This window comes from Bacillus sp. FSL W7-1582, assembly GCF_038593325.1.
In the GTDB taxonomy this organism is placed as follows: domain Bacteria; phylum Bacillota; class Bacilli; order Bacillales; family Bacillaceae; genus Bacillus; species Bacillus altitudinis.
Genome location: NZ_CP151987.1, coordinates 601717 through 624956, shown reverse-complemented (window position 1 = coordinate 624956; position 23240 = coordinate 601717). Strand labels below are relative to the sequence as shown.

Annotated in this window: 25 protein-coding genes, 2 tRNA genes and 2 rRNA genes; 9 read left to right on the top strand and 20 right to left on the bottom strand. The window is 42.3% G+C overall.

Annotation, left to right across the window (positions count from 1 at the left end):
• Positions 1–184 precede the first annotated feature (184 nt).
• Positions 185–559: a carboxymuconolactone decarboxylase family protein gene (locus tag NSQ11_RS03165; RefSeq protein WP_007496965.1), complete on the top strand. Its 375-nt coding sequence runs from the start codon at positions 185–187 to the stop codon at positions 557–559.
• Between the two features lie 214 nt (positions 560–773).
• Here NSQ11_RS03165 and NSQ11_RS03160 read toward each other — a convergent pair whose 3' ends face one another.
• Both NSQ11_RS03160 and NSQ11_RS03155 read right to left on the bottom strand, forming a co-directional pair.
• Entirely contained in the window at positions 774–1823 is a 1050-nt protein-coding gene (locus NSQ11_RS03160) for a hypothetical protein (RefSeq protein WP_035391488.1), read from the bottom strand.
• A 73-nt stretch (positions 1824–1896) separates the two neighbouring features.
• A complete protein-coding gene (locus NSQ11_RS03155) occupies positions 1897–2265 on the bottom strand; it encodes an RlpA-like double-psi beta-barrel domain-containing protein (RefSeq protein WP_003213878.1) in 369 nt (122 codons plus the stop codon).
• 209 nt (positions 2266–2474) lie between these two features.
• Here NSQ11_RS03155 and NSQ11_RS03150 point away from each other — a divergent pair, with 209 nt between their 5' ends.
• The 3 genes from NSQ11_RS03150 to NSQ11_RS03140 all read left to right on the top strand — a co-directional run bounded on the left by NSQ11_RS03150 (position 2475) and on the right by NSQ11_RS03140 (position 4427).
• Entirely contained in the window at positions 2475–3149 is a 675-nt protein-coding gene (locus NSQ11_RS03150; protein WP_048002244.1) for a hypothetical protein, read from the top strand.
• A gap of 321 nt (positions 3150–3470) precedes the next feature.
• Entirely contained in the window at positions 3471–3938 is a 468-nt protein-coding gene (locus tag NSQ11_RS03145; RefSeq protein ID WP_017366718.1) for a hypothetical protein, read from the top strand.
• 138 nt (positions 3939–4076) lie between these two features.
• Entirely contained in the window at positions 4077–4427 is a 351-nt protein-coding gene (locus NSQ11_RS03140; protein WP_041506691.1) for a DUF4064 domain-containing protein, read from the top strand.
• A 45-nt stretch (positions 4428–4472) separates the two neighbouring features.
• Here the strand turns inward: NSQ11_RS03140 and NSQ11_RS03135 are convergent, their stop codons facing one another.
• On the bottom strand, positions 4473–4898 hold the full coding sequence (locus NSQ11_RS03135) for a hypothetical protein (RefSeq protein ID WP_335358152.1): 426 nt from the start codon (positions 4896–4898) through the stop codon (positions 4473–4475).
• Between the two features lie 205 nt (positions 4899–5103).
• On the opposite strand from NSQ11_RS03135, the gene NSQ11_RS03130 reads away from it, so the two are divergent.
• Positions 5104–5982 carry a D-alanyl-D-alanine carboxypeptidase family protein gene (locus tag NSQ11_RS03130; RefSeq protein ID WP_216099561.1) on the top strand — a complete coding sequence of 293 codons (879 nt, stop codon included), beginning with the start codon at positions 5104–5106 and terminating at the stop codon, positions 5980–5982.
• Positions 5983–6017: 35 nt separating this feature from the next.
• Here NSQ11_RS03130 and NSQ11_RS03125 read toward each other — a convergent pair whose 3' ends face one another.
• The 4 genes from NSQ11_RS03125 to groES form a co-directional block, all read right to left on the bottom strand.
• Positions 6018–6629: an FMN-binding negative transcriptional regulator gene (locus tag NSQ11_RS03125; RefSeq protein ID WP_254506418.1), complete on the bottom strand. Its 612-nt coding sequence runs from the start codon at positions 6627–6629 to the stop codon at positions 6018–6020.
• 22 nt (positions 6630–6651) lie between these two features.
• On the bottom strand, positions 6652–7104 hold the full coding sequence (locus NSQ11_RS03120) for a MarR family transcriptional regulator (protein WP_008344363.1): 453 nt from the start codon (positions 7102–7104) through the stop codon (positions 6652–6654).
• 375 nt (positions 7105–7479) lie between these two features.
• Complete coding sequence (gene groL / locus NSQ11_RS03115) at positions 7480–9114, bottom strand: chaperonin GroEL (protein WP_007496015.1); 1635 nt, start codon at positions 9112–9114, stop codon at positions 7480–7482.
• Between the two features lie 56 nt (positions 9115–9170).
• On the bottom strand, positions 9171–9455 hold the full coding sequence (gene groES, locus NSQ11_RS03110; RefSeq protein ID WP_003214120.1) for a co-chaperone GroES: 285 nt from the start codon (positions 9453–9455) through the stop codon (positions 9171–9173).
• Positions 9456–9683: 228 nt separating this feature from the next.
• Here groES and NSQ11_RS03105 point away from each other — a divergent pair, with 228 nt between their 5' ends.
• Genes NSQ11_RS03105 through NSQ11_RS03095 form a run of 3 tightly spaced genes read left to right on the top strand, consistent with a single transcriptional unit; the run spans position 9684 to position 11293 of the window.
• On the top strand, positions 9684–10418 hold the full coding sequence (locus tag NSQ11_RS03105; protein ID WP_045034403.1) for a CPBP family intramembrane glutamic endopeptidase: 735 nt from the start codon (positions 9684–9686) through the stop codon (positions 10416–10418).
• A complete protein-coding gene (locus NSQ11_RS03100) occupies positions 10415–10609 on the top strand; it encodes a YdiK family protein (RefSeq protein WP_017366710.1) in 195 nt (64 codons plus the stop codon). The genes NSQ11_RS03105 and NSQ11_RS03100 overlap by 4 nt, the downstream gene beginning before the upstream one ends.
• A gap of 57 nt (positions 10610–10666) precedes the next feature.
• Positions 10667–11293, top strand: coding sequence for an NUDIX domain-containing protein (locus NSQ11_RS03095; RefSeq protein WP_254506420.1), 627 nt, complete (start codon positions 10667–10669; stop codon positions 11291–11293).
• A 39-nt stretch (positions 11294–11332) separates the two neighbouring features.
• Here the strand turns inward: NSQ11_RS03095 and tatC are convergent, their stop codons facing one another.
• From tatC to moaC, 4 genes are read right to left on the bottom strand one after another with little or no spacing between them, the layout of a single operon-like run.
• Positions 11333–12097, bottom strand: a complete 765-nt coding sequence (gene tatC / locus NSQ11_RS03090; RefSeq protein WP_096881072.1) for a twin-arginine translocase subunit TatC — start codon at positions 12095–12097, stop codon at positions 11333–11335.
• Positions 12098–12103: 6 nt separating this feature from the next.
• Positions 12104–12283: a twin-arginine translocase TatA/TatE family subunit gene (locus NSQ11_RS03085; protein WP_008344374.1), complete on the bottom strand. Its 180-nt coding sequence runs from the start codon at positions 12281–12283 to the stop codon at positions 12104–12106.
• A gap of 27 nt (positions 12284–12310) precedes the next feature.
• A complete protein-coding gene (locus NSQ11_RS03080; protein WP_008355687.1) occupies positions 12311–12964 on the bottom strand; it encodes a redox-sensing transcriptional repressor Rex in 654 nt (217 codons plus the stop codon).
• 15 nt (positions 12965–12979) lie between these two features.
• On the bottom strand, positions 12980–13471 hold the full coding sequence (gene moaC / locus NSQ11_RS03075; protein ID WP_026050052.1) for a cyclic pyranopterin monophosphate synthase MoaC: 492 nt from the start codon (positions 13469–13471) through the stop codon (positions 12980–12982).
• Positions 13472–13609: 138 nt separating this feature from the next.
• On the opposite strand from moaC, the gene abc-f reads away from it, so the two are divergent.
• Positions 13610–15532: an ABC-F type ribosomal protection protein gene (gene abc-f / locus NSQ11_RS03070; protein ID WP_342501257.1), complete on the top strand. Its 1923-nt coding sequence runs from the start codon at positions 13610–13612 to the stop codon at positions 15530–15532.
• A gap of 468 nt (positions 15533–16000) precedes the next feature.
• Here abc-f and tsaD read toward each other — a convergent pair whose 3' ends face one another.
• The 9 genes from tsaD to NSQ11_RS03025 form a co-directional block, all read right to left on the bottom strand.
• A complete protein-coding gene (gene tsaD, locus NSQ11_RS03065) occupies positions 16001–17029 on the bottom strand; it encodes a tRNA (adenosine(37)-N6)-threonylcarbamoyltransferase complex transferase subunit TsaD (protein ID WP_024719329.1) in 1029 nt (342 codons plus the stop codon).
• Complete coding sequence (gene rimI / locus NSQ11_RS03060; RefSeq protein ID WP_008344382.1) at positions 17022–17450, bottom strand: ribosomal protein S18-alanine N-acetyltransferase; 429 nt, start codon at positions 17448–17450, stop codon at positions 17022–17024. Before rimI ends, tsaD begins: the two co-directional genes overlap by 8 nt.
• Before the next feature lie 25 nt (positions 17451–17475).
• On the bottom strand, positions 17476–18165 hold the full coding sequence (gene tsaB / locus NSQ11_RS03055; protein WP_061418121.1) for a tRNA (adenosine(37)-N6)-threonylcarbamoyltransferase complex dimerization subunit type 1 TsaB: 690 nt from the start codon (positions 18163–18165) through the stop codon (positions 17476–17478).
• Positions 18146–18622: a tRNA (adenosine(37)-N6)-threonylcarbamoyltransferase complex ATPase subunit type 1 TsaE gene (tsaE, locus tag NSQ11_RS03050; protein ID WP_007496038.1), complete on the bottom strand. Its 477-nt coding sequence runs from the start codon at positions 18620–18622 to the stop codon at positions 18146–18148. Before tsaE ends, tsaB begins: the two co-directional genes overlap by 20 nt.
• Positions 18623–18634: 12 nt before the next feature.
• The gene (thiL, locus tag NSQ11_RS03045) at positions 18635–19612 is read right to left on the bottom strand and encodes a thiamine-phosphate kinase (protein WP_099496348.1); all 978 of its coding nucleotides are present in this window, start codon (positions 19610–19612) and stop codon (positions 18635–18637) included.
• A gap of 279 nt (positions 19613–19891) precedes the next feature.
• Positions 19892–19968: transfer RNA gene (locus tag NSQ11_RS03040), tRNA-Asp, on the bottom strand.
• Positions 19969–20017: 49 nt separating this feature from the next.
• Positions 20018–20094 (bottom strand) — tRNA-Met (locus NSQ11_RS03035).
• Positions 20095–20111: 17 nt separating this feature from the next.
• Positions 20112–20227, bottom strand: a 5S ribosomal RNA gene (gene rrf / locus NSQ11_RS03030).
• Positions 20228–20288: 61 nt separating this feature from the next.
• A 23S ribosomal RNA gene (locus tag NSQ11_RS03025) occupies positions 20289–23219 on the bottom strand.
• Positions 23220–23240 lie beyond the last annotated feature (21 nt).

The window sequence follows — 23240 nt, the reverse complement described above, 5'->3', positions numbered from 1 at the left end:
AATCTCCATGAGAAAAAACGAACAATGTATCGCATGAATGGCATTTTTTTGAACATTACACACTTAAAAAGTTGACGAAGTAAACCGATAATACTACTATATACCCATTACCTCTATCAAAAGGCACTTAAGAAACCATGCACAAACAAATAGAAAATCGTCATAAAAAACGGAGGAGTTCAATTTGAATGAAGAAAAAGAGACTTGCCAGGTCAAGCAAGAAACAGTGGCAGGTAACAGGGAGAAGCTTTCAATTCATGAAAACGAGAGCATTCGATCAAACATTGAACAACTAACAATTGAACTCGGTGAACAAAAAGAATTCAATCACTTCATATTAGATGAAAAACAGAAGGCCATCAGCACATTATCGGCTCTCATTGCAAAAGGTGATTGTGATGAAGAGTTAAAAGCTCATTTTGTACAAGCATTACATATCGGGCTCTCTGTTATAGAGATTATGGAGATCATTAAGCACTGTACAAAGGTTGCGGGATTCCCTCATTCCATTAATGCCTTGTTTATTTTTCAAAACTTACTAGATGAAAACAATAAATAAGAGAAAACGAGAAGTCTTCTGTCCTCTCGTTTTTTTATTTCCACTTACTTTACTCTCTTACGCTGATTCTGTCACAGTAGCAAAATATCAAAATACCACTCATTTCCTTGCTTAAAAAGTGATGTTGATTTCACAAATCCGCATTTTTCACCAACACATCCCATGACAAAATAAAAAAACGTCCAGTTATATGAAATAACTGAACGCGCACCTTTTACCGATTGACAGTGAAATTGTTAACAATCCCGCCTTCTTTCTCCCAAGCGGTTTCTACTGTTTTCTTCTTAATATCATATTCAAAAATGGTTCTGACCTTCGCCTTTCGTCCTGTGTCATCCTTTAATTCCTTTGCGTTCTTTGCAACACCTAAGAAATAAACAGATGTACCATCCGCAGAAAATTGCGGCTGGGCAGCACTTAAAATACGTACATCCTGACTGTTTTTAACAAGTGTCTTCGTTTTTCCTGTATCTACATCCATCACCTTAATAGATGATACTTCTTTTTCATTTCGAACCTTCACTTCTGTATAAATGAGTTTTTTATGATCTGGTGAAAAAGAAATATCATTGATGGTTTGAGAAATACGTGCAATTCGCTTTCCCTTCTCACCTGTTTGTAGGGTAATCTTCATGGTCGTTGGTTCAGGATCCATTCCTTTTTCATTTGCCTCATCCGTCTTTTTATAATCCTCTTTTAACGAATAATGCTGAATGACCAACAGATTTGATGCTGGATCATAAGCAAAAGAACTCACCGTATCATCATCACTTTTTTCTGGATATAACACTTTCACTTTCTGTGTTTTCAAATCAAAAGACGCTACATAAAATTGCTCACCTGAATCCTTGTTATACCTTAAATATAACTGTTTTCCGTCACCAGAAAGTCTCATACTGTCGATTGAATCGTCACTCGTAAAGAGCGTTTTTTCTTTATCCGTTTTCACATTCAATTCCCGTATACTTACTTTTTGTGTGTCTTCATCTGTATACGTGTAGTATAAAAGCTGTTTTGCCTGATCATAAGCAATTGAAGGATATGCTGTCAGTTTCTCTGTATGAAGCGCCTTGTCATGCAAGTAATAAGTATTGTTTAACTTTTGATCCGTAAATGAAACAAGCAATTCGTCTTTTGCATCTTGATTTGTTTTCACTTTTCCTGCATGTTTTGCCTCTTGCCCCGGCTTCATCATGAAGAAGATGACGGCCGCAATTGCTGCGACTCCAATCACTGTGACGATCCACCATGTTGATTTTTTCATTGATTTTCAGACCCTCTCCACAAGAAAAGAAGCCAGAAAATGAACTTTTCCCGCTTCTTTGCATGCCTATGTATTAATAAGTGTAATGCCCTTTGACGACACCTTTACTTGTTTTATACCCAAGTGCTTTGAATGCTTTCGGACTTACGTCTAATACTGCGTTTGGCATTCTACCTACATCATATTTATATACTGTAATCACTTTATGTGGTTTCGCTTTTGTTGTCACTCTTAGTTTTGTACCTTTTTTCGGTACGTCAAATCCCATTTTCGTTGCTGCATCCCAATGACCGAGTTTTTTTCCATCTGCGCCTTTTTTACCGACACCATTATACCAAGTAATATTGCCGCTTACTTTTTTTGCACTTGCTCCATGTGAGAAACTAAACGCTAAAAATAAACTAGCTACTGTTACGATTGTCGCGATAAGCTTTTTATTCATTAAAAAATCCTCCGTATTTGGTTTCTGACCCTATTATACATGAAGATGCACCCAGTTATTTTACAGTCACATTACAATTCGAATACAAGTTGACCACTTAATGACCGATTTTGTTCATAAATTTCACCAAAAACAGCCAGAACATCGTAAGTAGACCTCCCCTTTCGTTTTATATAATAGAAATGAATCAAAGATAAGGAGGAATTTTCATGAAAAAGTGGTTCATCGTTTTGAGTGTAAGTTTGACCTTCGTTTTGATGCTTTCAAGTATTCCTGCCTCTGCGGCTGGTCCTCGTCACGGCGCCATCGTGACACAAACGGATGAAGCCAAATGGTCAGGTATCACGGCTGATATTGTGCTGCCAAAAACAGCAACCATTAAAAATGGCTATGCCGACTGGTATCTTGGTCTCGGTTCTGCCGTTGTTGAAAGCGGGATTTCAAAAACAGCTTCTGGCTATAAGGTATTCCTGGGCACCGGCTCCCAAGGCGGCAGTCAATATTGGAACAGTGAATACGATTCAAGTATTAAAGATGGTGCACGTGTCAACTTAAAGCTCATCAACAATGGTGATGGCACAGTGTCACTATACGTCAACGGGAAACTGCGCTATAAGCAGCCTGTTTACAACCCTAGCCGTCTGAAAAACCTTGATGTTGTCAAAATGGTACACGGCGTACAGGATAATGGAACAAACAGCTACTCGCAAGCAAGTTTCTCTAATGTACAGCTTCGTGCAAATACATCTGGAAGTGTCTATAAAAAATGGGACGGCACCGTCAAATCATCTCTTTTACGCAAAAATCTAGAATCTGGTGCTCCGGCTCCAAAATTCACGGTCATTTCTTCTGTTCCACTTAGTACAACCCTTTCAGCACAATAAAACACGAGCACCCACCTTTGGGTGCTTCAAAATTGCTGACAAAGAGCTAAAATGATTTTATTTTAGCTCTTTGTCTTCTTTTCAGCGTGCAAGAAAACCTTTGCAGTCTAGGAAGGGCGAGCACCGGCGCGGAGCGAATTTGACATTCGTGAGCACCGGCGCGCAGGCCTGACACCGAATGCGAGGGTTTGTCTACACGCTGGAGCACCCAACTTTGGGTGCTTTTGATTGTTCACAGCTTATCAACACTTCTCTTTTAATCAAAACATCAATTCGTGGTAACATAAGCATACATACTTTGAAGAACAAAGGAGAAAGAACGTGAGAAAAAGTCTACTTGTTTTCATGAGTCTTGTTGCAACCTTCTCTATCCTAGCAGCTTGCTCAAATACGGCAAAAGAAGAAAAAACAGAATCTACGGCACTTCCAACGATTAATGAACGCATTCAAAATGAAACGAAAGAGGTCATGGAGCAGTCTAAGCTCGTAAAAGACACAGCGATCACCGTTGATCAAAAGAAAAAAGTCATTTCCTTAAACGTGACGGCTTCATCTGAGACCAATAGTGATTACGCTGAAGTCATTGGTTTGAACTTTGCCAAAACACTAGCTATTGGTGCATCCACTGAAAAGGAAAACAACCTGCATAAACCGGAAAATGACAGCCTCGGCGCCCTCTACTCCTTTTATGACCTAAACATTACCGTGAAACAGGAAAACGGAAAAGTACTGGCAAAAGGAAAGAAAACAACAAATGAAACAAAGATTACCTGGGAGAGAGCCCAGTAATTGGACAAGAAAATTCTTTATGGATTTTCTTGTTTTTTTTAACAAAACTATTAACATTGTGAAAAGAATGCCGATGAGTAAGATTGTGTTGGTTCTTAAGTACCAATAATTCTTATTTACATATCGGAGGAAAGTATCATGAAAAGAACAACGGAATTTGTTTTAGGCTTAATTGGAGGAATTTTTGGATTTTTCGGTGCAATGTTTGCCATTGCCTTTGGAGGACTCGATGCCGCATTTAGTGAATCAGGTACGAGTCAAATCACAGGATTAGGCTGGGCAGCGATGCTTTTCTCTATTCTTGCGATTGTGGCATCTGTTATCGTGAAGAAAAAAGCAAAGCTTGGCGGGATTTTATTATTAGTATCTGCTATTGGTGGTATTATTTCTATTTCTATGTTCTTTATCCTTCCAGCTGTATTAATCCTCATCGCAGGATGCATGGGTGTGTTTAGAAAAGAGCCTGTCAAAACAGTTCCAGCTGAATAAAGTTGATATAAAAAAGCTTGTAGAGAGCCACTCTACAAGCTTCTTTTATTGTATATTTTCATTTAAATCTTCTCTTATGATATCAATCAGCGTGTCAATATCCGAGTGAGCTCTAGATGCTAATCGTACCAGCAAATGATCGATATCCTCATACAAATGACGATCTTTCAACATATACTTCCCATAATACGGAATGACAAAGAAATAGAGCAAATCAGCTACTTCTAGTGCAACGTCATCACCAACTTCATTCTTTAGCGCCTCCCCAACACATTGGATCAGCCAATTCAAATCTTCTTTCTTTTCAATCGAAACGTACATCAGCTGATGAATACGGTCCGTATCTCCCGTTTGTAAAATCTGCTCCGCTACTCCCTTTGATAGAGCACCAATCTCTTTAGAAGATATATTAAGAACCGCGAATTCATTCTCTGATCTGTCTTGATCCATTTGCAGTACGTATTGGTCCATCTCGACTCACTCCCCGTTCTCAGATACTTTTATTATAAGGAATTCAGCTAATTTTTTATGGAAATAGTGGATTTTTTATGTAATTTTAAACAAAAAAAAGAACCTAATGATATGATTCAATCTCAATTGGCATAAAAAAACCATTGCACTTTATTTCAATCTATCTCAATATATGTATGTTAGTAGATTGAAAGGGATGAGAGAAATGAAGATGAAACACCCGTGGATCAAAGGAATTATTGTCAGTGTGGTTCTCGTACTTGGGCTTGGAATCTTTCCTGTCCAGCTGCCCTTTTTACACATGACTTATGCGACACCAGTCGCAAAAGCAGCTACACCGAAATACGTGACAACAGCGAATGTTCATCTTCGCAAGGGACCTGGAACAAAATATTCAGTGATATTGACCATTCCAAAAGGGAAAAGGATTCCTTATCTTAAAAAGAATGGTTCATGGATTCAAACAAAGTATAAAGGAAAAACGGGTTACGTCAGCTCTCAATATATCAAAAAAGCAGGCAAAAGCTCACCAGCTTCATATGCTGCTCCTTCCACTAAAACGCCAGGTACGTATGTAAAAGGGATATTGGTTGTGAATAAGAAACATAGACTCCCGTCTTCATACAATCCCGGAGAAAACAAACAAGCGAGAAAAGCAGTAAACGCTATGATCGCGAAAGCCAAAAAAGCAAACATCCGACTCACCGCTTTTAGCACCTTCCGTTCATACGACCGCCAGCGTGTCTTGTACAACAATTACGTCGCCTCTCATGGCACAAAACAAGCAGATCGATTTAGCGCAAGACCAGGCTATTCCGAACATCAAACCGGCCTTGCTTTTGATATCGGCGGTGCCAATTCAAAACATTGGGCTGAAGATTCTTTTGCCAATACGAAAGAAGCGAAATGGCTGGCCAAACACGCCCATGAATTTGGCTTTATCACCCGCTATCCGAAAGGTAAAGAAAAAGTGACAGGCTATCAATATGAACCATGGCACCTCAGATACCTCGGATCAAAAAATGCGAAAAAAGTGAAAAAGAGCGGCAAAACCCTTGAAGAATATTTGAACATAAAAGGATAACAACAAAAGCACTCTTTTTCTTCAGAGTGCTCTTTTCATATATTCTCTTCTCTCTTTTTCATCGCAGCCGCCATTTCCACTTCACCCTCTGCTTCAAGCTGTTCAATAATACGAGCATAATCTCTTTCATGGCGATTTTGGCTTAACTTAAAAGCAGCTTGAACTTCATCAATGATGATTTTGAAGCCCACAATCCCTTTCATTTGTTTCTCTAGCAGTTCCTCAGACAACGTATCCCACAGCACTGGCTGATCTCTATGACTTTCATATGTCTCCAGCATCGCTGTTAATTCCTTGACCAGTTCTGATTTTTCGAGCAGTGCAGCCTTTCCATATACATGTACAGCTTGATAATTCCACGTCGGTACGGCTTCTTTCTCATACCATGAAGAGGATATGTAAGCATGCGGCCCTTGAAAAATGACGAGCACCTTCTCATTTTCTTCAAACGTTTTCCACTGAGGATTCCCAATCGCCATATGCCCTGAGACCACATACGAATCGCCAATTTGATGAAAACTCACTGGAATATGGGTCGCAATGGGCTTTTCATTCGTTGTCGTCACAACTGTAGCAAATGAATGTGATTGAATCAATGATTTGATTTTCTCCATATCTTTCACTTGAAAAAATGATGGTATATGCATGTTCCCTTCCCCCCTTATTTAATTAGTAGCTTCTCTTTTTGCCTTTTTTCACATCTTCCCAATCTTTTTCGATATTCTTTCGCACCCTTAGAAGATACTCATAAATCTGTTCCGCTTCCTCTTCAGAAAACCCATCCAGCGCTACCCGATTTGAATGATCATGTTCTCGTTTGATCATTGGATAGACGGCTTTTCCTTTCTCAGTTGGAAACAGCTTCTTGATTTTCCTATTCACTGTGTCATCTTTTTTCTCAATAAAACCATGCAGCTCTAATTTTTGAATAGCCCGAGCAGCCGTAGTTCGATCCACCTTAATCATTTCCGCTAGTTTTTCCTGAATGATGCCAGGCTCCTCACAAATACGCACAAGATACAAATACTGCCCCTTCGTTAAATCATACTCTTTAAATTCAATATTACTAATGGAATCAAGCGCGCGAGCAATCACGCCGATCTCCCGCAAAATTTCTCTCATTTATCACGCCTCTTTTTTATTGTATTTACATAAATTTTAAAAATTAGTATAGCTCATGAATATTGTATATGCAATAAAAAGCCCACTTCCTCTCTGGAAGTGGGTTTAACCTCTTATTTATCACGCCTCTTCGATCCAAACAATCCAAACACGACAGCCAGTGCAACAATAATCGCCACCCAAGTCGTAAAGCCCATATGATCACCGCTTTTCTTTTAAAATCATCTCATCTCTTTATGTTAGATAAAACCAAAAAAATCACTGTCTCTTTAGTTAACGGATGTAAAGCGGTGAAAGTTTCAATTCATTTAACGCTCTTAACCAAAAAATAGACAAAACAAAAACCCCTATATTTCAAGGGGTTTTCGAAGGGTGTTACATCATTCCACCCATTCCGCCCATGCCGCCCATATCCGGCATTCCGCCGCCTGAGCCGCCTTCTTCTGGTTTGTCAGCTACGACTGCTTCAGTTGTAAGAAGCATAGCTGCTACAGAAGCTGCGTTTTGAAGTGCAGAGCGAGTGACTTTTGTTGGGTCAACGATTCCTTTTTCGATCATGTTTACCCATTCGTTTGTTGCTGCGTTGAAGCCTACGCCAATTTCTTCGTTTTTCAAGCGCTCAACGATGACTGATCCTTCAAGACCTGCGTTGTGAGCGATTTGACGAATTGGCTCTTCAAGAGAACGTAGAACGATGTTCACACCTGTTTGAACGTCACCATCAGCTTCGATGGAAGCGACTTTGTTGTATACATTCACAAGTGCTGTACCACCACCGGATACGATACCTTCTTCAACTGCTGCACGAGTTGAGTTCAGTGCATCCTCGATGCGTAGTTTACGTTCTTTTAGTTCTGTTTCAGTTGCAGCACCAACTTTGATGACAGCAACGCCGCCAGCTAGTTTTGCAAGACGTTCTTGTAATTTTTCTTTATCGAATTCAGAAGTTGTTTCTTCTACTTGCGCACGAATTTGGTTCACGCGTGCTGCGATTTGAGCAGAATCTCCTGATCCTTCTACGATCGTTGTGTTTTCTTTTGTGACAACCACTTTAGACGCACGGCCAAGCTGACCAATTTCAGTTGATTTCAGGTCAAGTCCTAGGTCTTCTGTGATTAATTCCCCGCCTGTTAGAACAGAGATGTCTTCAAGCATTGCTTTACGACGATCACCGAATCCAGGTGCTTTTACTGCCACTGCGTTGAATGTTCCACGAAGTTTGTTCACAACAAGTGTTGCAAGTGCTTCGCCTTCCACATCTTCAGCAATGATCAATAATGGTTTTCCTTGTTGTACGACTTGCTCAAGTACAGGAAGGATTTCTTGAATGTTTGTGATCTTTTTATCAGTGATTAAGATGTAAGGATTTTCAAGAACCGCTTCCATCTTATCAGAATCAGTGACCATGTATGGTGAAGCGTATCCACGGTCAAACTGCATTCCTTCAACCACTTCAAGCTCAGTTGTGAAACCTTTAGATTCTTCAATTGTGATGACGCCGTCGTTTCCTACACGCTCCATCGCTTCAGCAATGAGGCTGCCGACTTCTTCATCTGCTGCAGAAATAGACGCAACTTGAGCAATTGATTCTTTACCTTCGATTGGTTTAGAAATCTCATGCAAGCCTTCAAGTGCTACTTTCACTGCTTCTTCGATTCCTTTACGAACGCCAACAGGGTTTGCACCAGCTGTTACGTTTTTAAGACCTTCACGGATCATCGCTTGAGCTAGAACCGTTGCAGTAGTAGTACCGTCACCAGCTACATCGTTTGTTTTGCTTGCAACTTCAGCCACAAGTTTTGCACCCATGTTTTCAAATGCATCTTCTAATTCGATTTCTTTTGCAATCGTTACACCATCATTTGTGATAAGTGGAGAACCGAATTTTTTCTCAAGAACCACGTTACGTCCTTTAGGTCCTAAAGTTACTTTTACAGCATCTGCAAGTGCATCTACACCACGTAACATCGCACGACGTGCTTCTTCACTGAACTTAATATCTTTTGCCATAATAACGAAACCTCCTCAGTCTTTTTAGAAATATATCTCAATCTTTGTTTATGTGATTAACCAATAACAGCTAAAATGTCGCTTTCACGAAGGATTAAATATTCTTTTCCTTCATATTTCACTTCAGTACCTGCATATTTTGAGAAGATAATGCGGTCGCCTGTGTTTACTTCTAACGCAACGCGCTCACCACTTTCAAGTACACGACCTGAACCTGCTGCAACAATTTTACCCTCTTGCGGTTTTTCTTTTGCAGAATCCGGTAAGACAATACCGCTAGCGGTTTTTTCCTCAGATTCAACGAGTTCAATGATTACGCGATCGCCTAATGGCTTTAACATAAGAAACAACCTCCTCAATTTTTATATGTAGTTTTTTTAGCACTCATCATCAACGAGTGCTAACACATTTATTATAATAAAGAATGTCTTCTGTAATTTCAAGTAAAAACCTTTAAAAATTTTTACGCTTTCATGATCTTTTTTTATCACCGATTCTTTCCTTTTCAACGAAAAAGAAGACTTGTGTTACAATAAATCTAGTTCTTTTAGTAAAGGGGGTTTCGTTACTTGAAAAAACAATATTGGTACATCATCTTAACGTATATATTGGTGCAGGTTTCTGCGATTCCTTATGTGTTCATTATGAAATGGTTAGGATACATTCAGACACCGATGACACAAGCAGAGCTCTCTGAATTGTCAGGAACCTGGACAATCATTAGCTTCTGTGTCGGATTAATCATTATTCTGCTCATCCTTCGGACTGTGCCAAAAACATCACTTCGAAATGAAGCACCGGCATCAGTCGGCGTGGCAATCGCTTGGATCATTGGCGGTTTCTTTCTTTCCCTCTTTGCACAATCCATTGCGGGGGCGATTGAACAATATGCATTTGGCATTAGCCGAGAATCCGAAAATACCCAAAACATTTTAGCCATTATGGATGCAGTTCCATGGCTTGTCATCGTCATCGCTCTGATTGGACCGATATTAGAAGAAATCATTTTTCGAAAAATCATTTTTGGTGTGGTTTATGAAAAAACGAATTTTTTCATTGGCGCACTTGTCAGTTCAGTGGTTTTTGCTGCTGTACACAATGATTTCCCACATATCTTGCTCTATACCGCAATGGGCTTTACATTTGCCTTTTTATATGCGAAAACAAAACGAATCATTGTGCCCATCGGTGCTCATATGCTGATGAATTCACTCGTTATCCTTGTGCAGATTGAGCCAGTAAGAAAAATGATTGAAGAACAATCTCAAACAATGCAAATGATTATTGGAGGCTTTTTCTCATGAGAAACCCTGTCGTATGGGGCATTATTTATTTTGCCGTAGGTGTGGCGTTCACCTATATGGCCATTCAAAATCCAGGTGACATGTGGTCATTTTACAGCATTTTGCTGATGGTGTTTGCGGCCTATAATATCAATATCGCGTTAAAAATGTTTGCTTTTTCTGTCAAAATGAAAAAACAGCAGCAAAAATAAAGCAAAAACCATTTTCCGCCGTTTGGAAAATGGTTTTTTTATGGAGGTCATGTTTTCATGGAACACGAAAAACTGAACATCATGAACAATCAGCATGAAACGATTGGTACAGCCGCTCGTTCTGATATCCATGCTGAGGGCCTTTGGCATGAAACCTTTCATTTCTGGCTATTAAAAAAGGAAGATGACACAGTGTTTCTCTATTTTCAGCTGAGGAGTCCCTCCAAAAAGGATTTCCCTTCTCTATTTGATATCACAGCAGCAGGCCACCTTCTCGCAGATGAACAGCCTTCTGATGGCATCAGAGAAGTCGAAGAAGAGCTTGGTCTCTCCATCTCGTTTGAGAATCTTACCTTTGCTGGTGTCATTAAAGATGAAATCCATATGCCTTCGTTTACCGATCGTGAGTTTTGCCATGTGTATCTTTATATGGATCAAAAAGAGCACATGGATGTCCATCTACAGAAAGAAGAAGTTGCTGGACTTTATAGAGCAAGGCTGATGGATGCACAGCAGCATTTAAATAGAGAATGCGAAAAAATGAACATCGAGGGCTTTGAAGTGGATGCAGACGGCAAGCGACGTGAGGAAAAGAGAGAGGTCCATGTACATGATTTTGTCCCGCATGAACCTGCCTATTATGAGCATCTCTTTCAAGCAATCAATCAATTTCTTTCACAATAGAAAAAGCATCGTGACCCCTATTTGGATCACGATGCTTTTTTATGAGACAACATCATTTTCTTTCTCCTCTGTCTCTGTTTGCTGCATTTTGCGATAGGTCACTCTTGAAATGACAATACTCACTTCATACAAAACGAGCATTGGCAAGGTAACCATGAGGTGAGAAACGAGCTCTGGCGGTGTAATCAGTGCGGCAATGACAAGGAGGACAAAATAGGCATACTTCCGTATTTTTGATAAAAACATCGGTGTAATGATACCAAGTCTAGTGAGAAACATCAACACGACAGGCATCTGAAACAAAAAGCCAAATGGAAGTGTTAACTGCATCAGAAATGTAAAATACTCATGAATCCCAATCACTTGCTCCACATGTAAATCATTTGACATCCGTATCATAAAATCGACGACAAATGGAAACAAAATAAAATAAGAGAAAGCCACACCGCTCAGAAATAAAAGCAGTGCAATCGGAATATAAGCAAGTGTCACCTTTCTTTCTTTTTCATATAAGCCAGGACTCACAAACGCCCAAAGCTGATATAAGATCACGGGACACGTCAAAACAAGAGCAATGACAAAAGCGAACTGCATAAACACGTACAGTGGATCTGTGAGCTTAAATGCGTTCAATGTCAGTGTGGCCGCTTCATCGGTATTTTGTAAATACACAATGACCGGCTTAGCGAGAAAAAAACCTGCCACCATAAAGGTGACAAAAAACATCGCAATGATCACTAAACGTTTTCGCAGTTCCACAATATGCTCCATAAGCGGCATATCTTTGACATTCATGAAGCTCATCCTATTCTACTGATCTTCTTTTTTCTTTTTTTCTTCCTGATCATCAGCTAAACCTTTTGTGGCATTTTTGAATTCACGTAATGTATCTCCTGCTGCTCTTCCTAATTCAGGAAGCTTTTTCGGCCCAAAAATAATGAGCGCAACAACCGCAATCAGAACCAAACTTCCAGGACCGATCGGACCCATTTGCTCCACCCCCTTTACCCCTTTTCGTCAGTCCTCCTGTGTAACAGAGTAATGCTTTAAGAAATACACAAGAGACTGAAGTTCAACCGCCAAATCTATATGATGAATTCGAATGTGTTCCGGCACATTCAATCGAGCCGGCGTAAAGTTAAGGATTCCTTTGATGCCAAGGGCAATCAAACGATCTGTAATGGATTGAGCTGCTACGGCAGGCACTGTCAAAATCGCAACAGGAATATCTCCTACCTCTTGCACATGCTCTTCAAGCTTATCCAAATCATAGACAGGCACGCCGCCTATCTCACTTCCTATTTTACTCTCATTGACGTCAAAAGCCATTGAAATTTTTGTATTATTATTTTTAATGAAATTATAGTGTAAAAAAGCAGTCCCTAAATTCCCGACACCGATGAGCATGACATTCGTCATTTCATCTTGGTCAAGGGTCTTTCTAAAGAAGGTCAAGAGGTAATCGACGTTATAGCCATACCCTTTCTTCCCAAGTGCACCAAAGTAAGAAAAATCTCGGCGAATGGTGGCAGAATCCACTTTGACTGCATCACTAAGCTCTGCCGATGACACCCTTTGTTTTCCTGATGCATGCAGATTTTTTAAAAAACGGTAGTAAAGCGGCAAACGTTTGGCTGTCGCTTGTGGAATTTTTGACTGGTCTATATTCATATAAGATCCTCCAACTTAAATATCAGATGCTCTGTGAAAATCACCGTTTTTCCCGCCTGTTTTTTCTACTAGATAGGTCGGGCCGATGATCATCCCTTTGTCTATTGCTTTGCACATGTCATAAACGGTCAGTGCACATACTGAGGCAGAAGTGAGCGCTTCCATCTCCACACCCGTACTTCCTTTTGTTTTCACCTGTACTTGTATGTTCAGAATGTACGCATTTCCGTCTTCCTCCCAATCAAAGGAGATATCGACACCTTTTAATGCAAGCGGATGACACATTGGAATGATGCTGGACGTTTGCTTTGCTGCCATGATGCCAGCTACCTGTGCGACAGACAGCACATCCCCTTTTCCAATGTCATGCTTTTGTATTTGATGAAATACTTCTTTTATCATACGAACGCTTGAAACAGCAACGGCAGTTCTCACTGTAGACGATTTGTCACTAATGTCGACCATCTTTGCTCTTCCTTGTTCGTTAAAGTGGCTAAATTGACTCATCTTTCAACGCTCCCTCACTCAAATCATACACTATTTTTTCCTATCTGTCTTTCATTTGACCATGGCAGCCGTATGTAAGATTTGCCGGTTTACTGCTGATAAGCTACACTTAACATATTATAGCAGAGGTGAAGTTACATGATGATTCTACAAGTGAATCAGCTGTCCAAATCGTTTGGCGCTGATACCGTTTTAACGAATATAAAATTGGAAGTCAAAGCGAGGGATCGTATTGCCATTGTCGGTCGTAACGGTGCAGGAAAATCCACGCTTTTAAAAATCATTGCCGGTCAAATGTCTTACGAACAAGGTGAGATCATCAAACCGAAAGACCTATCCATTGGATATCTAGCACAGCATACAGATGTGACGTCTACACGTACGCTAAAAGACGAACTACTATCGGTTTTCAATCATTTAAAAGAAATGGAAAAAGAGATGAGAACCATAGAAGAGAAAATGGCTTCTTCCACAGGAACAGAATTAGATTCTCTAATGAAAACCTATGACAGACTGCAGCAAGCATTTAAAGATCAAGGCGGCTACCAATATGAAGCGGATGTCCGCTCCATTTTACACGGACTCGGCTTTAGTCATTTTGAAGACCATACAACCGTCCAATCCTTAAGCGGCGGTCAGAAAACCCGTCTAGCGCTTGGAAAGCTATTATTGATGAAACCAGAACTCTTGATTTTGGATGAGCCAACCAACCATCTAGATATTGATACCTTATCATGGCTTGAGCAGTATTTGCAAAATTATACAGGAGCCATCCTCATCGTTTCCCATGACCGATACTTCTTAGACAAAGTCGTGAACCATGTATATGAAGTCTCAAGAACAGCGATGAAAAAGTTCGCTGGGAACTATAGTAAGTATCTTGACCAAAAAGCTGAGCAGCTAGAGCGTGATATGAAGCTGTATGAAAAACAACAAGAAGAAATTTCGAAGCTTCAAGATTTCGTGGATCGCAACTTAGCAAGAGCCTCCACCACAAAGCGTGCTCAAAGCAGGCGGAAACAGCTGGAACGGATGGATCGTTTAGATAAGCCGTTAGGAGATGAAAAATCCGCAAACTTCCATTTCGATATTATGAGGCAAAGCGGAAATGACGTGCTGAAGGTGCATGATCTCGATATTAGTTACGATAAAAAAACGCCGCTCCTCTCCTCACTCTCTTTTCATATTAAACGTGAAGATAGCGTGGCACTCATCGGTCCTAACGGTATCGGGAAATCAACTCTTTTAAAAACCTTAACGGATACGTTAAAACCAGTAAAAGGCGAGATCAGCTTTGGTTCTCATGTGACGATTGGCTACTATGATCAGGAACAAGCCAAGCTGACATCCTCCAAAAAAGTGTTAAATGAACTTTGGGATGATTATCCCCATATGACTGAAAAAGACATTCGGACTTGTTTAGGAAACTTCCTTTTTTCAGGTGATGACGTCTTAAAGCCTGTACATGCATTAAGCGGTGGAGAAAAAGCACGACTTGCACTGGCAAAGCTGATGCTCCAAAAAGCCAATTTCCTCATTCTCGATGAACCGACGAACCATCTTGATTTAGACAGTAAGGAAATATTAGAGAATGCACTAATTGATTATCCAGGCACCATCTTGTTTGTTTCGCATGACCGTTACTTTATCAATCGCTTGGCAACAAAAGTACTTGAGCTTTCACCAAATGAAACAAAAGAATACCTTGGTGACTACGACTATTATCTTGAAAAGAAAAACGAACAATTAGAGCTTGAAGCACTCCAAACTCAGGAGACGCATAAAAAACAAGCAGAAAAACCAGTAGAAACAGCAAAACTTTCCTATGCAGAAGAGAAAGAACTCAAAAAGAAAGAAAGACAAAAGCAGCGCCGAATTGAAGAAATTGAAGAGCGTATCGCTGTCATCGAAGACAAGCTCGGTGAAAACGAAGAGCTTCTATGTGATCCTGCTATTTTCCAAGATCACGAGAAAGTACAAGCCATTCAAACAGAAAATGATGCGCTCAATCAAGAGATGGAATCACTTTTTGCGGAATGGGAAGATCTATCAGATGCATAAAGAGTGCCCTAACGGGTGCTCTTTTTTTAAGGTGAGAATCTTTATCCACAATAATACCCACAATAACATCTTGATTATTCTTAAATATTTTAAAGTTATCCACTTTATCCACAGTATTTTAATCACATATCCACATAAAAGATCACATTTATACACATTCTCTTCATTTTAAAACGAATTTTCTAACAATTGTGGATATATAACGTTTACATGTGAATAAATCGCTTTCATTTCAATAGAAAAAACTCCTGTATCCACAGGAGTTTCAAATTGTTGACAAAGGGCTAAAATGAACTTGATTTTAGCCCTTTGTCTTCTTTTCAGCGTGATAGAAAACCTTTGCAGCCCTAGGAAGGAGGAGTACTGGCGCGGAGCGAATTTCACATTCGTGAGCACCAGCACGCAGGACTGACAAAGAATGCGAGGGTTTGTCTACACGCTGAAACTCCTGTATATCCACAGGAGTTCTTATTCATAGGAGACAAGCGGCAGTCCAGGTTGACCGTTCATTGCCATGTCGCCTCTTATTCCCTTTTCAAATGCAATGGTTCCCGCAGCAGCAATCATGGCTGCATTGTCTGTACATAGAGACAATGGCGGAATCATGACATTCACTTCAGGCAACTTCGCAAATGCTGAAGTAAGGGCTTCTCTAAGACCTTTATTGGCAGCAACCCCGCCAGCTAGAACGACTTGTTTCACACCATACGCTTCAGCCGCTTTTAAGGTCTTTCCAACCAGCACCTCAATCACGCTTTCTTGGAAACTTGCAGCCAAATCCTCTGGCGCAATGGTTTCGCCCTTTTGAGACGCATTGTGTAACGTGTTGATGACCGCTGATTTTAAACCGCTGAAGCTAAAATGATAGGATCCTTCTTCAAGCCATGCTCGAGGAAGCTTAATCGTTGGCTCCCCTTCATGTGCCAATCGATCAATATGAGGTCCTCCTGGATATGGCAGACCCATCGTCCGAGCTACTTTGTCATACGCTTCTCCAGCCGCATCATCCAACGTTTCACCAATGACCTCAAAAGACCCATGCTCTTTCATCAAAACAAGCTCAGTATGCCCACCAGAGACGACTAGAGCTAAACAAGGAAACACCAGTTCACCAACGAGCTGGTTCGCATAAATGTGTCCAGCAATATGATGAACACCAACAAGCGGAATTTGTTGTGCAAAACTCAATGCTTTGGCTGCATTGACACCTATCAAAAGTGCACCAACTAAGCCCGGACCTTCTGTCACAGCAATGGCGTCTAAATCCTGAAAGGTCATATTGGCCTGCGTCATGACTTCTTCTAATACGATCGTCATTTGTTCCACATGATGCCTTGAAGCGATTTCTGGTACCACGCCGCCAAATCGTTTATGGCTTTCTATTTGTGAGGCGACAACATTCGCTACGATCTCTTTCCCATTTTTCACAATGGACGCAGCTGTTTCGTCACAGCTTGTTTCTATACCTAATATGAATCGATCTTTTTTTTCACTCATTTATCTTCACCCACATGACTAATGCATCTTCCCCGTTATCCGTATAATAATTCTTTCGAATAGAAGCTGGTTTAAAACCTAGCTTTTCATAAAGGGATTGTGCTGGCGTATTTGATACCCGCACTTCTAGTGAAAGATGATCTGTCTTTTTTTCTTTGCAAAATTCCATGACATATCGAAGCAGCGCTTCCCCATATCCTTTTCCTCGGTGTTCAGGGAGAATCGCAATATTCGTAATTTGTGCATCATCCATGACAATCCAAACGCCGCAATACCCAACAGGCTGACCATCTTCTTCAATGAGGAAATAATGGCTGTATTGGTTATGGAGAATTTCATAGACAAACGACTCTTTTTTCCAAGGCGCTGTAAACGAATGCACTTCAATCGTATATACCTCTGGGATGTCCTCTACTGTCATTCTTCGCATCTCTACTGTGTTGAGATTATTTTTGTCCTTCAAGCCATTTCACTTCCGCTTCTGCCAAACGAATATAATTAGGAACAAGCTGATGGACATCTTCAGCAGGGCGGTCTGCCCCTAAAAATGCGAGCACTGAAGGTCTTGGGTTATGAAATGCCTCGTCTGCGATCACAGCAGTTTCTCCAAGTATGGAGAGAACATTCTCTTGATGAAGATGCACATCATGTCCAAGAAATAAAACAGAGTTCCCTTCCTTTTTCAGCTCTTGAAGCCAATCAGTGAGCAGGATATTTTGATCTGGTTTCGCTTCTTTTATCTTTCCACCTTCAAATGTATATAACCCTGTATAAACTTGTCCTCTTCTTGCATCAAATATAGGAGAAATCATTCCATCAAAATATCGAGCATTTGCCGCCAGCGTTTCTAAACTTGAAACAGCAGTTATCGGGATAGACAGCGTCCAAGCAAGTGTTTTTGCAATGGTCACACCGATTCTAACGCCAGTGTAAGAACCGGGTCCTTTGGCTACAACAATTTTGCTTAATTCGTTCGGTGCTACGCCGCATTCTTTCATCAGTGCTTCAACTGTCGGCATTGCACGGACTGAATGATTCTTCTTTAAGTACGTAATACTTTCCCCAACCACAGTGTCATCACGGACAAGAGCTATTCCGAGTGTATGGTTTGACGTATCAATTGCCAGTATGGTCAATGTCTTTCATCTCCTTACAAAGGGCCTCATAGCGCTCCCCTTTTGCATAAAACGTGAGATGACGTTCTTCTTCACGTTCTGTTCTCAGCATTTCAATTTTTAAATACGATGAAGGCAATTGAGGTTCAATGAGATGTGCCCATTCAACCAAACATACACCTTCCCCCTCAAAATATTCGCCCAGTCCAATATCTTCTTCCGCATCTTCCATACGATACACATCCATATGATAAAGTGGCAGTCTGCCATCCGTATATTCTTTAATAATTGTAAAAGTAGGGCTGTTGACGATACGGGTAATACCTAAGCCTTCTGCAAAACCTTTTGAAAAAGTCGTTTTACCTGCGCCTAAGTCTCCTTCTAATGTTAAGACATCGCCGGGCATCACAAGTGTAGCCAAGGCAGCAGCAATTCGTTTCGTCTCATCCGCACCTTTTGTTGTCCACGTTAACTTCATGGTGGAGTCACCTCATTTCTTAAAATGATTATATCCTTTTTTCATTAAAATTGTTTGTTGATCATGGTCTTTTAAAATAACGCTGGACGCTCGATCATCTTTGACTTGTCCAATACGCGTGACCTGAATGTGTTCTTTTTTACATTGCGTCTCAAATCGCTTCCAATCCGTTTCAGGGATCGTACCAGTTAAGACAAAATCCTCTCCACCGAACAAGACCCATTCCATCCACTCTTTATGTAACAACGGGAGATGTGGATGTTTTGGGAGTTGATCAGCCTCAATTTCCAGCGTTACACGACTGGCCTCCGCTATTTCGTTCAGCTCACTCGCTAATCCGTCACTCACATCATTCAAGGTCACCCGGGGGAAGCTTGAACAAATAAGGCCAGCAGCAATATGCGGCTGCGGCATTTTGTGTCGCTCTAGAAAAAAAGCAGTGTCAATCGAATGTGCAGCATTTACTTCATTCATTAAAAGGGATAGCCCAGCAGCTGATGAACCTAGTTCACCTGTGACAAAGACAATGTCTCCTGTCTGAGCACTATGACGGTAACAGGCTGTTCCCTTTGGAATCTCACCAATGACCGTTACTGTGATGACAAAGTCACTGCGGGTGGCTACTGTATCTCCACCGATTAAATCCATATGATATGTGTCAGCCAATGCTTTCATTCCCTCGTAAAAAGCTGCGATAATTGCTTCATCCCCATGAGGCGGGATCGCAATTGATACAAGATAATACTTAGGGGTTCCTCCCATGGCTGCGATATCACTGATATTCACTGCCAGCGCTTTAAATCCAACCTCAAAGGGTGTGGAAAAATCAAATCGAAAATGGACATGCTCTACCATTGTATCAACACAAACGACCTCTTCACAATGTGAATGAGGTTGATAAACACTAGCATCATCACCGATGCCCATGACCAAAGAACGCTGATGCGTTTCTTTTGGTGTAATTCGGCGAATAAGATCAAATTCATCCATAAAAGACAGCCCCTTCATACAATCAACTGATTGAGCAAACATGATGTCAGACACAGTTAGTATTAGTGTAGCGAATATGAGCCTCGGTTCCAACTAAAAACGATATAAAGAAAGCCTGGTATAAAAAAACCAGGCGTTGTTTGTTGAAGTCATGATCTTTTCTTATCACATTTAGTGTAGCCAAACACAAGGAGTTTCATTGCATCTAGGATACTTATTGAAAGAAAAAGACATAAAAAAAAAACGAAACTATACGTTTTCGTTTACAAGTCATAAAAATGGCGGTCCGGACGGGACTCGAACCCGCGACCTCCTGCGTGACAGGCAGGCATTCTAACCAACTGAACTACCGGACCATTTTGGCTGTACTCAATGAGTACTCCCTATTTAAGAGGTAAAATAATTTGGTTGCGGGGGCAGGATTTGAACCTGCGACCTTCGGGTTATGAGCCCGACGAGCTACCGAACTGCTCCACCCCGCGACGATATAAAATGACAAGCTTGGCGGCGTCCTACTCTCACAGGGGGAAACCCCCAACTACCATCGGCGCTGAAGAGCTTAACTTCCGTGTTCGGTATGGGAACGGGTGTGACCTCTTCGCTATCGCCACCAAACCTGATGGAGAGAATGTTCTCTCAAAACTAGATAACAATGTTCATTTTTCACATTAGAATATAGGTTAAGTCCTCGATCTATTAGTATCTGTCAGCTCCACGTGTCACCACGCTTCCACCTCAGACCTATCAACCTGATCATCTTTCAGGGATCTTACTTCCTTGCGGAATGGGAAATCTCATCTTGAGGGGGGCTTCATGCTTAGATGCTTTCAGCACTTATCCCGTCCGCACATAGCTACCCAGCGATGCCCTTGGCAGAACAACTGGTACACCAGCGGTGCGTCCATCCCGGTCCTCTCGTACTAAGGACAGCTCCTCTCAAATTTCCTGCGCCCGCGACGGATAGGGACCGAACTGTCTCACGACGTTCTGAACCCAGCTCGCGTACCGCTTTAATGGGCGAACAGCCCAACCCTTGGGACCGACTACAGCCCCAGGATGCGATGAGCCGACATCGAGGTGCCAAACCTCCCCGTCGATGTGGACTCTTGGGGGAGATAAGCCTGTTATCCCCGGGGTAGCTTTTATCCGTTGAGCGATGGCCCTTCCATGCGGAACCACCGGATCACTAAGCCCGACTTTCGTCCCTGCTCGACTTGTAGGTCTCGCAGTCAAGCTCCCTTGTGCCTTTACACTCTGCGAATGATTTCCAACCATTCTGAGGGAACCTTTGGGCGCCTCCGTTACATTTTAGGAGGCGACCGCCCCAGTCAAACTGCCCACCTGACACTGTCTCCCTGCCCGATAAGGGCAGCGGGTTAGAAGGTCAATACAGCCAGGGTAGTATCCCACCGATGCCTCCACCGAAGCTAGCGCTCCGGTTTCCAAGGCTCCTACCTATCCTGTACAAGCTGTACCAACATTCAATATCAGGCTGCAGTAAAGCTCCACGGGGTCTTTCCGTCCTGTCGCGGGTAACCTGCATCTTCACAGGTACTATAATTTCACCGAGTCTCTCGTTGAGACAGTGCCCAGATCGTTGCGCCTTTCGTGCGGGTCGGAACTTACCCGACAAGGAATTTCGCTACCTTAGGACCGTTATAGTTACGGCCGCCGTTTACTGGGGCTTCAATTCGCACCTTCGCTTACGCTAAGCGCTCCTCTTAACCTTCCAGCACCGGGCAGGCGTCAGCCCCTATACTTCGCCTTACGGCTTCGCAGAGACCTGTGTTTTTGCTAAACAGTCGCCTGGGCCTATTCACTGCGGCTTCTCGGGGCTTTAACACCCTAAGAAGCACCCCTTCTCCCGAAGTTACGGGGTCATTTTGCCGAGTTCCTTAACGAGAGTTCTCTCGATCACCTTAGGATTCTCTCCTCGCCTACCTGTGTCGGTTTGCGGTACGGGCACCTCTCACCTCGCTAGAGGCTTTTCTTGGCAGTGTGGAATCAGGAACTTCGCTACTAAATTTCGCTCGCCATCACAGCTCAGCCTTCACGGGAAACGGATTTGCCTATTTCCCAGCCTAACTGCTTGGACGCGGATATCCAATACCGCGCTTACCCTATCCTCCTGCGTCCCCCCATTGCTCAAATGGTGAGGAGGTGGTACAGGAATATCAACCTGTTGTCCATCGCCTACGCCTTTCGGCCTCGGCTTAGGTCCCGACTAACCCTGAGCGGACGAGCCTTCCTCAGGAAACCTTAGGCATTCGGTGGACGGGATTCTCACCCGTCTTTCGCTACTCATACCGGCATTCTCACTTCTAAGCGCTCCACCAGTCCTTCCGGTCTGACTTCACTGCACTTAGAACGCTCTCCTACCACTGTTCGTAAGAACAGTCCGCAGCTTCGGTGATACGTTTAGCCCCGGTACATTTTCGGCGCAGAGTCACTCGACCAGTGAGCTATTACGCACTCTTTAAATGGTGGCTGCTTCTAAGCCAACATCCTGGTTGTCTAAGCAACTCCACATCCTTTTCCACTTAACGTATACTTTGGGACCTTAGCTGGCGGTCTGGGCTGTTTCCCTTTCGACTACGGATCTTATCACTCGCAGTCTGACTCCCAAGGATAAGTCATCGGCATTCGGAGTTTGACTGAATTCGGTAACCCGGTAGGGGCCCCTAGTCCAATCAGTGCTCTACCTCCGAGACTCTTACCTTGAGGCTAGCCCTAAAGCTATTTCGGAGAGAACCAGCTATCTCCAGGTTCGATTGGCATTTCACCCCTACCCACACCTCATCCCCGCACTTTTCAACGTGCGTGGGTTCGGGCCTCCATTCAGTGTTACCTGAACTTCACCCTGGACATGGGTAGATCACCTGGTTTCGGGTCTACGACCACGTACTCATGCGCCCTATTCAGACTCGCTTTCGCTGCGGCTCCGCATCTTCTGCTTAACCTTGCACGGGATCGTAACTCGCCGGTTCATTCTACAAAAGGCACGCCATCACCCGTTAACGGGCTCTGACTACTTGTAGGCACACGGTTTCAGGATCTATTTCACTCCCCTTCCGGGGTGCTTTTCACCTTTCCCTCACGGTACTGGTTCACTATCGGTCACTAGGGAGTATTTAGCCTTGGGAGATGGTCCTCCCGGATTCCGACGGAATTTCACGTGTTCCGCCGTACTCAGGATCCACTCTGGAGAGAACAACATTTCAGTTACAGGGCTGTTACCTTCTTTGGCGGGCCTTTCCAGACCTCTTCGCTTATATCGTTCCTTTGTAACTCCGTATAGAGTGTCCTACAACCCCAAGAGGCAAGCCTCTTGGTTTGGGCTGTTCCCGTTTCGCTCGCCGCTACTCAGGGAATCGCATTTGCTTTCTCTTCCTCCGGGTACTTAGATGTTTCAGTTCCCCGGGTATGCCTTCTCATACTCTATGTATTCAAGTATGGATACTACTCCATTACGAGCAGTGGGTTTCCCCATTCGGAAATCTCCGGATCAAAGCTTGCTTACAGCTCCCCGAAGCATATCGGTGTTCGTCCCGTCCTTCATCGGCTCCTAGTGCCAAGGCATCCACCGTGCGCCCTTTCTAACTTAACCATTTCTTACTTTAGAAAGAAT

Excerpts from the sequence above, each read along its gene's own strand:
- NSQ11_RS03160 (WP_035391488.1), bottom strand. The coding sequence starts at position 1,823 with ATGAAAAAATCAACATGGTGGATCGTCACAGTGATTGGAGTCGCAGCA.
- NSQ11_RS03155 (WP_003213878.1), bottom strand. The coding sequence starts at position 2,265 with ATGAATAAAAAGCTTATCGCGACAATCGTAACAGTAGCTAGTTTATTT.
- NSQ11_RS03150 (WP_048002244.1), top strand. The coding sequence starts at position 2,475 with ATGAAAAAGTGGTTCATCGTTTTGAGTGTAAGTTTGACCTTCGTTTTG.
- NSQ11_RS03140 (WP_041506691.1), top strand. The coding sequence starts at position 4,077 with ATGAAAAGAACAACGGAATTTGTTTTAGGCTTAATTGGAGGAATTTTT.
- NSQ11_RS03135 (WP_335358152.1), bottom strand. The coding sequence starts at position 4,898 with ATGGACCAATACGTACTGCAAATGGATCAAGACAGATCAGAGAATGAA.
- NSQ11_RS03130 (WP_216099561.1), top strand. The coding sequence starts at position 5,104 with ATGAAGATGAAACACCCGTGGATCAAAGGAATTATTGTCAGTGTGGTT.
- NSQ11_RS03125 (WP_254506418.1), bottom strand. The coding sequence starts at position 6,629 with ATGCATATACCATCATTTTTTCAAGTGAAAGATATGGAGAAAATCAAA.
- NSQ11_RS03120 (WP_008344363.1), bottom strand. The coding sequence starts at position 7,104 with ATGAGAGAAATTTTGCGGGAGATCGGCGTGATTGCTCGCGCGCTTGAT.
- groL (WP_007496015.1), bottom strand. The coding sequence starts at position 9,114 with ATGGCAAAAGATATTAAGTTCAGTGAAGAAGCACGTCGTGCGATGTTA.
- groES (WP_003214120.1), bottom strand. The coding sequence starts at position 9,455 with ATGTTAAAGCCATTAGGCGATCGCGTAATCATTGAACTCGTTGAATCT.
- NSQ11_RS03100 (WP_017366710.1), top strand. The coding sequence starts at position 10,415 with ATGAGAAACCCTGTCGTATGGGGCATTATTTATTTTGCCGTAGGTGTG.
- NSQ11_RS03095 (WP_254506420.1), top strand. The coding sequence starts at position 10,667 with ATGGAACACGAAAAACTGAACATCATGAACAATCAGCATGAAACGATT.
- tatC (WP_096881072.1), bottom strand. The coding sequence starts at position 12,097 with ATGAGCTTCATGAATGTCAAAGATATGCCGCTTATGGAGCATATTGTG.
- NSQ11_RS03085 (WP_008344374.1), bottom strand. The coding sequence starts at position 12,283 with ATGGGTCCGATCGGTCCTGGAAGTTTGGTTCTGATTGCGGTTGTTGCG.
- NSQ11_RS03080 (WP_008355687.1), bottom strand. The coding sequence starts at position 12,964 with ATGAATATAGACCAGTCAAAAATTCCACAAGCGACAGCCAAACGTTTG.
- moaC (WP_026050052.1), bottom strand. The coding sequence starts at position 13,471 with ATGAGTCAATTTAGCCACTTTAACGAACAAGGAAGAGCAAAGATGGTC.
- abc-f (WP_342501257.1), top strand. The coding sequence starts at position 13,610 with ATGATGATTCTACAAGTGAATCAGCTGTCCAAATCGTTTGGCGCTGAT.
- tsaD (WP_024719329.1), bottom strand. The coding sequence starts at position 17,029 with ATGAGTGAAAAAAAAGATCGATTCATATTAGGTATAGAAACAAGCTGT.
- rimI (WP_008344382.1), bottom strand. The coding sequence starts at position 17,450 with ATGACAGTAGAGGACATCCCAGAGGTATATACGATTGAAGTGCATTCG.
- tsaE (WP_007496038.1), bottom strand. The coding sequence starts at position 18,622 with ATGAAGTTAACGTGGACAACAAAAGGTGCGGATGAGACGAAACGAATT.
- thiL (WP_099496348.1), bottom strand. The coding sequence starts at position 19,612 with ATGGATGAATTTGATCTTATTCGCCGAATTACACCAAAAGAAACGCAT.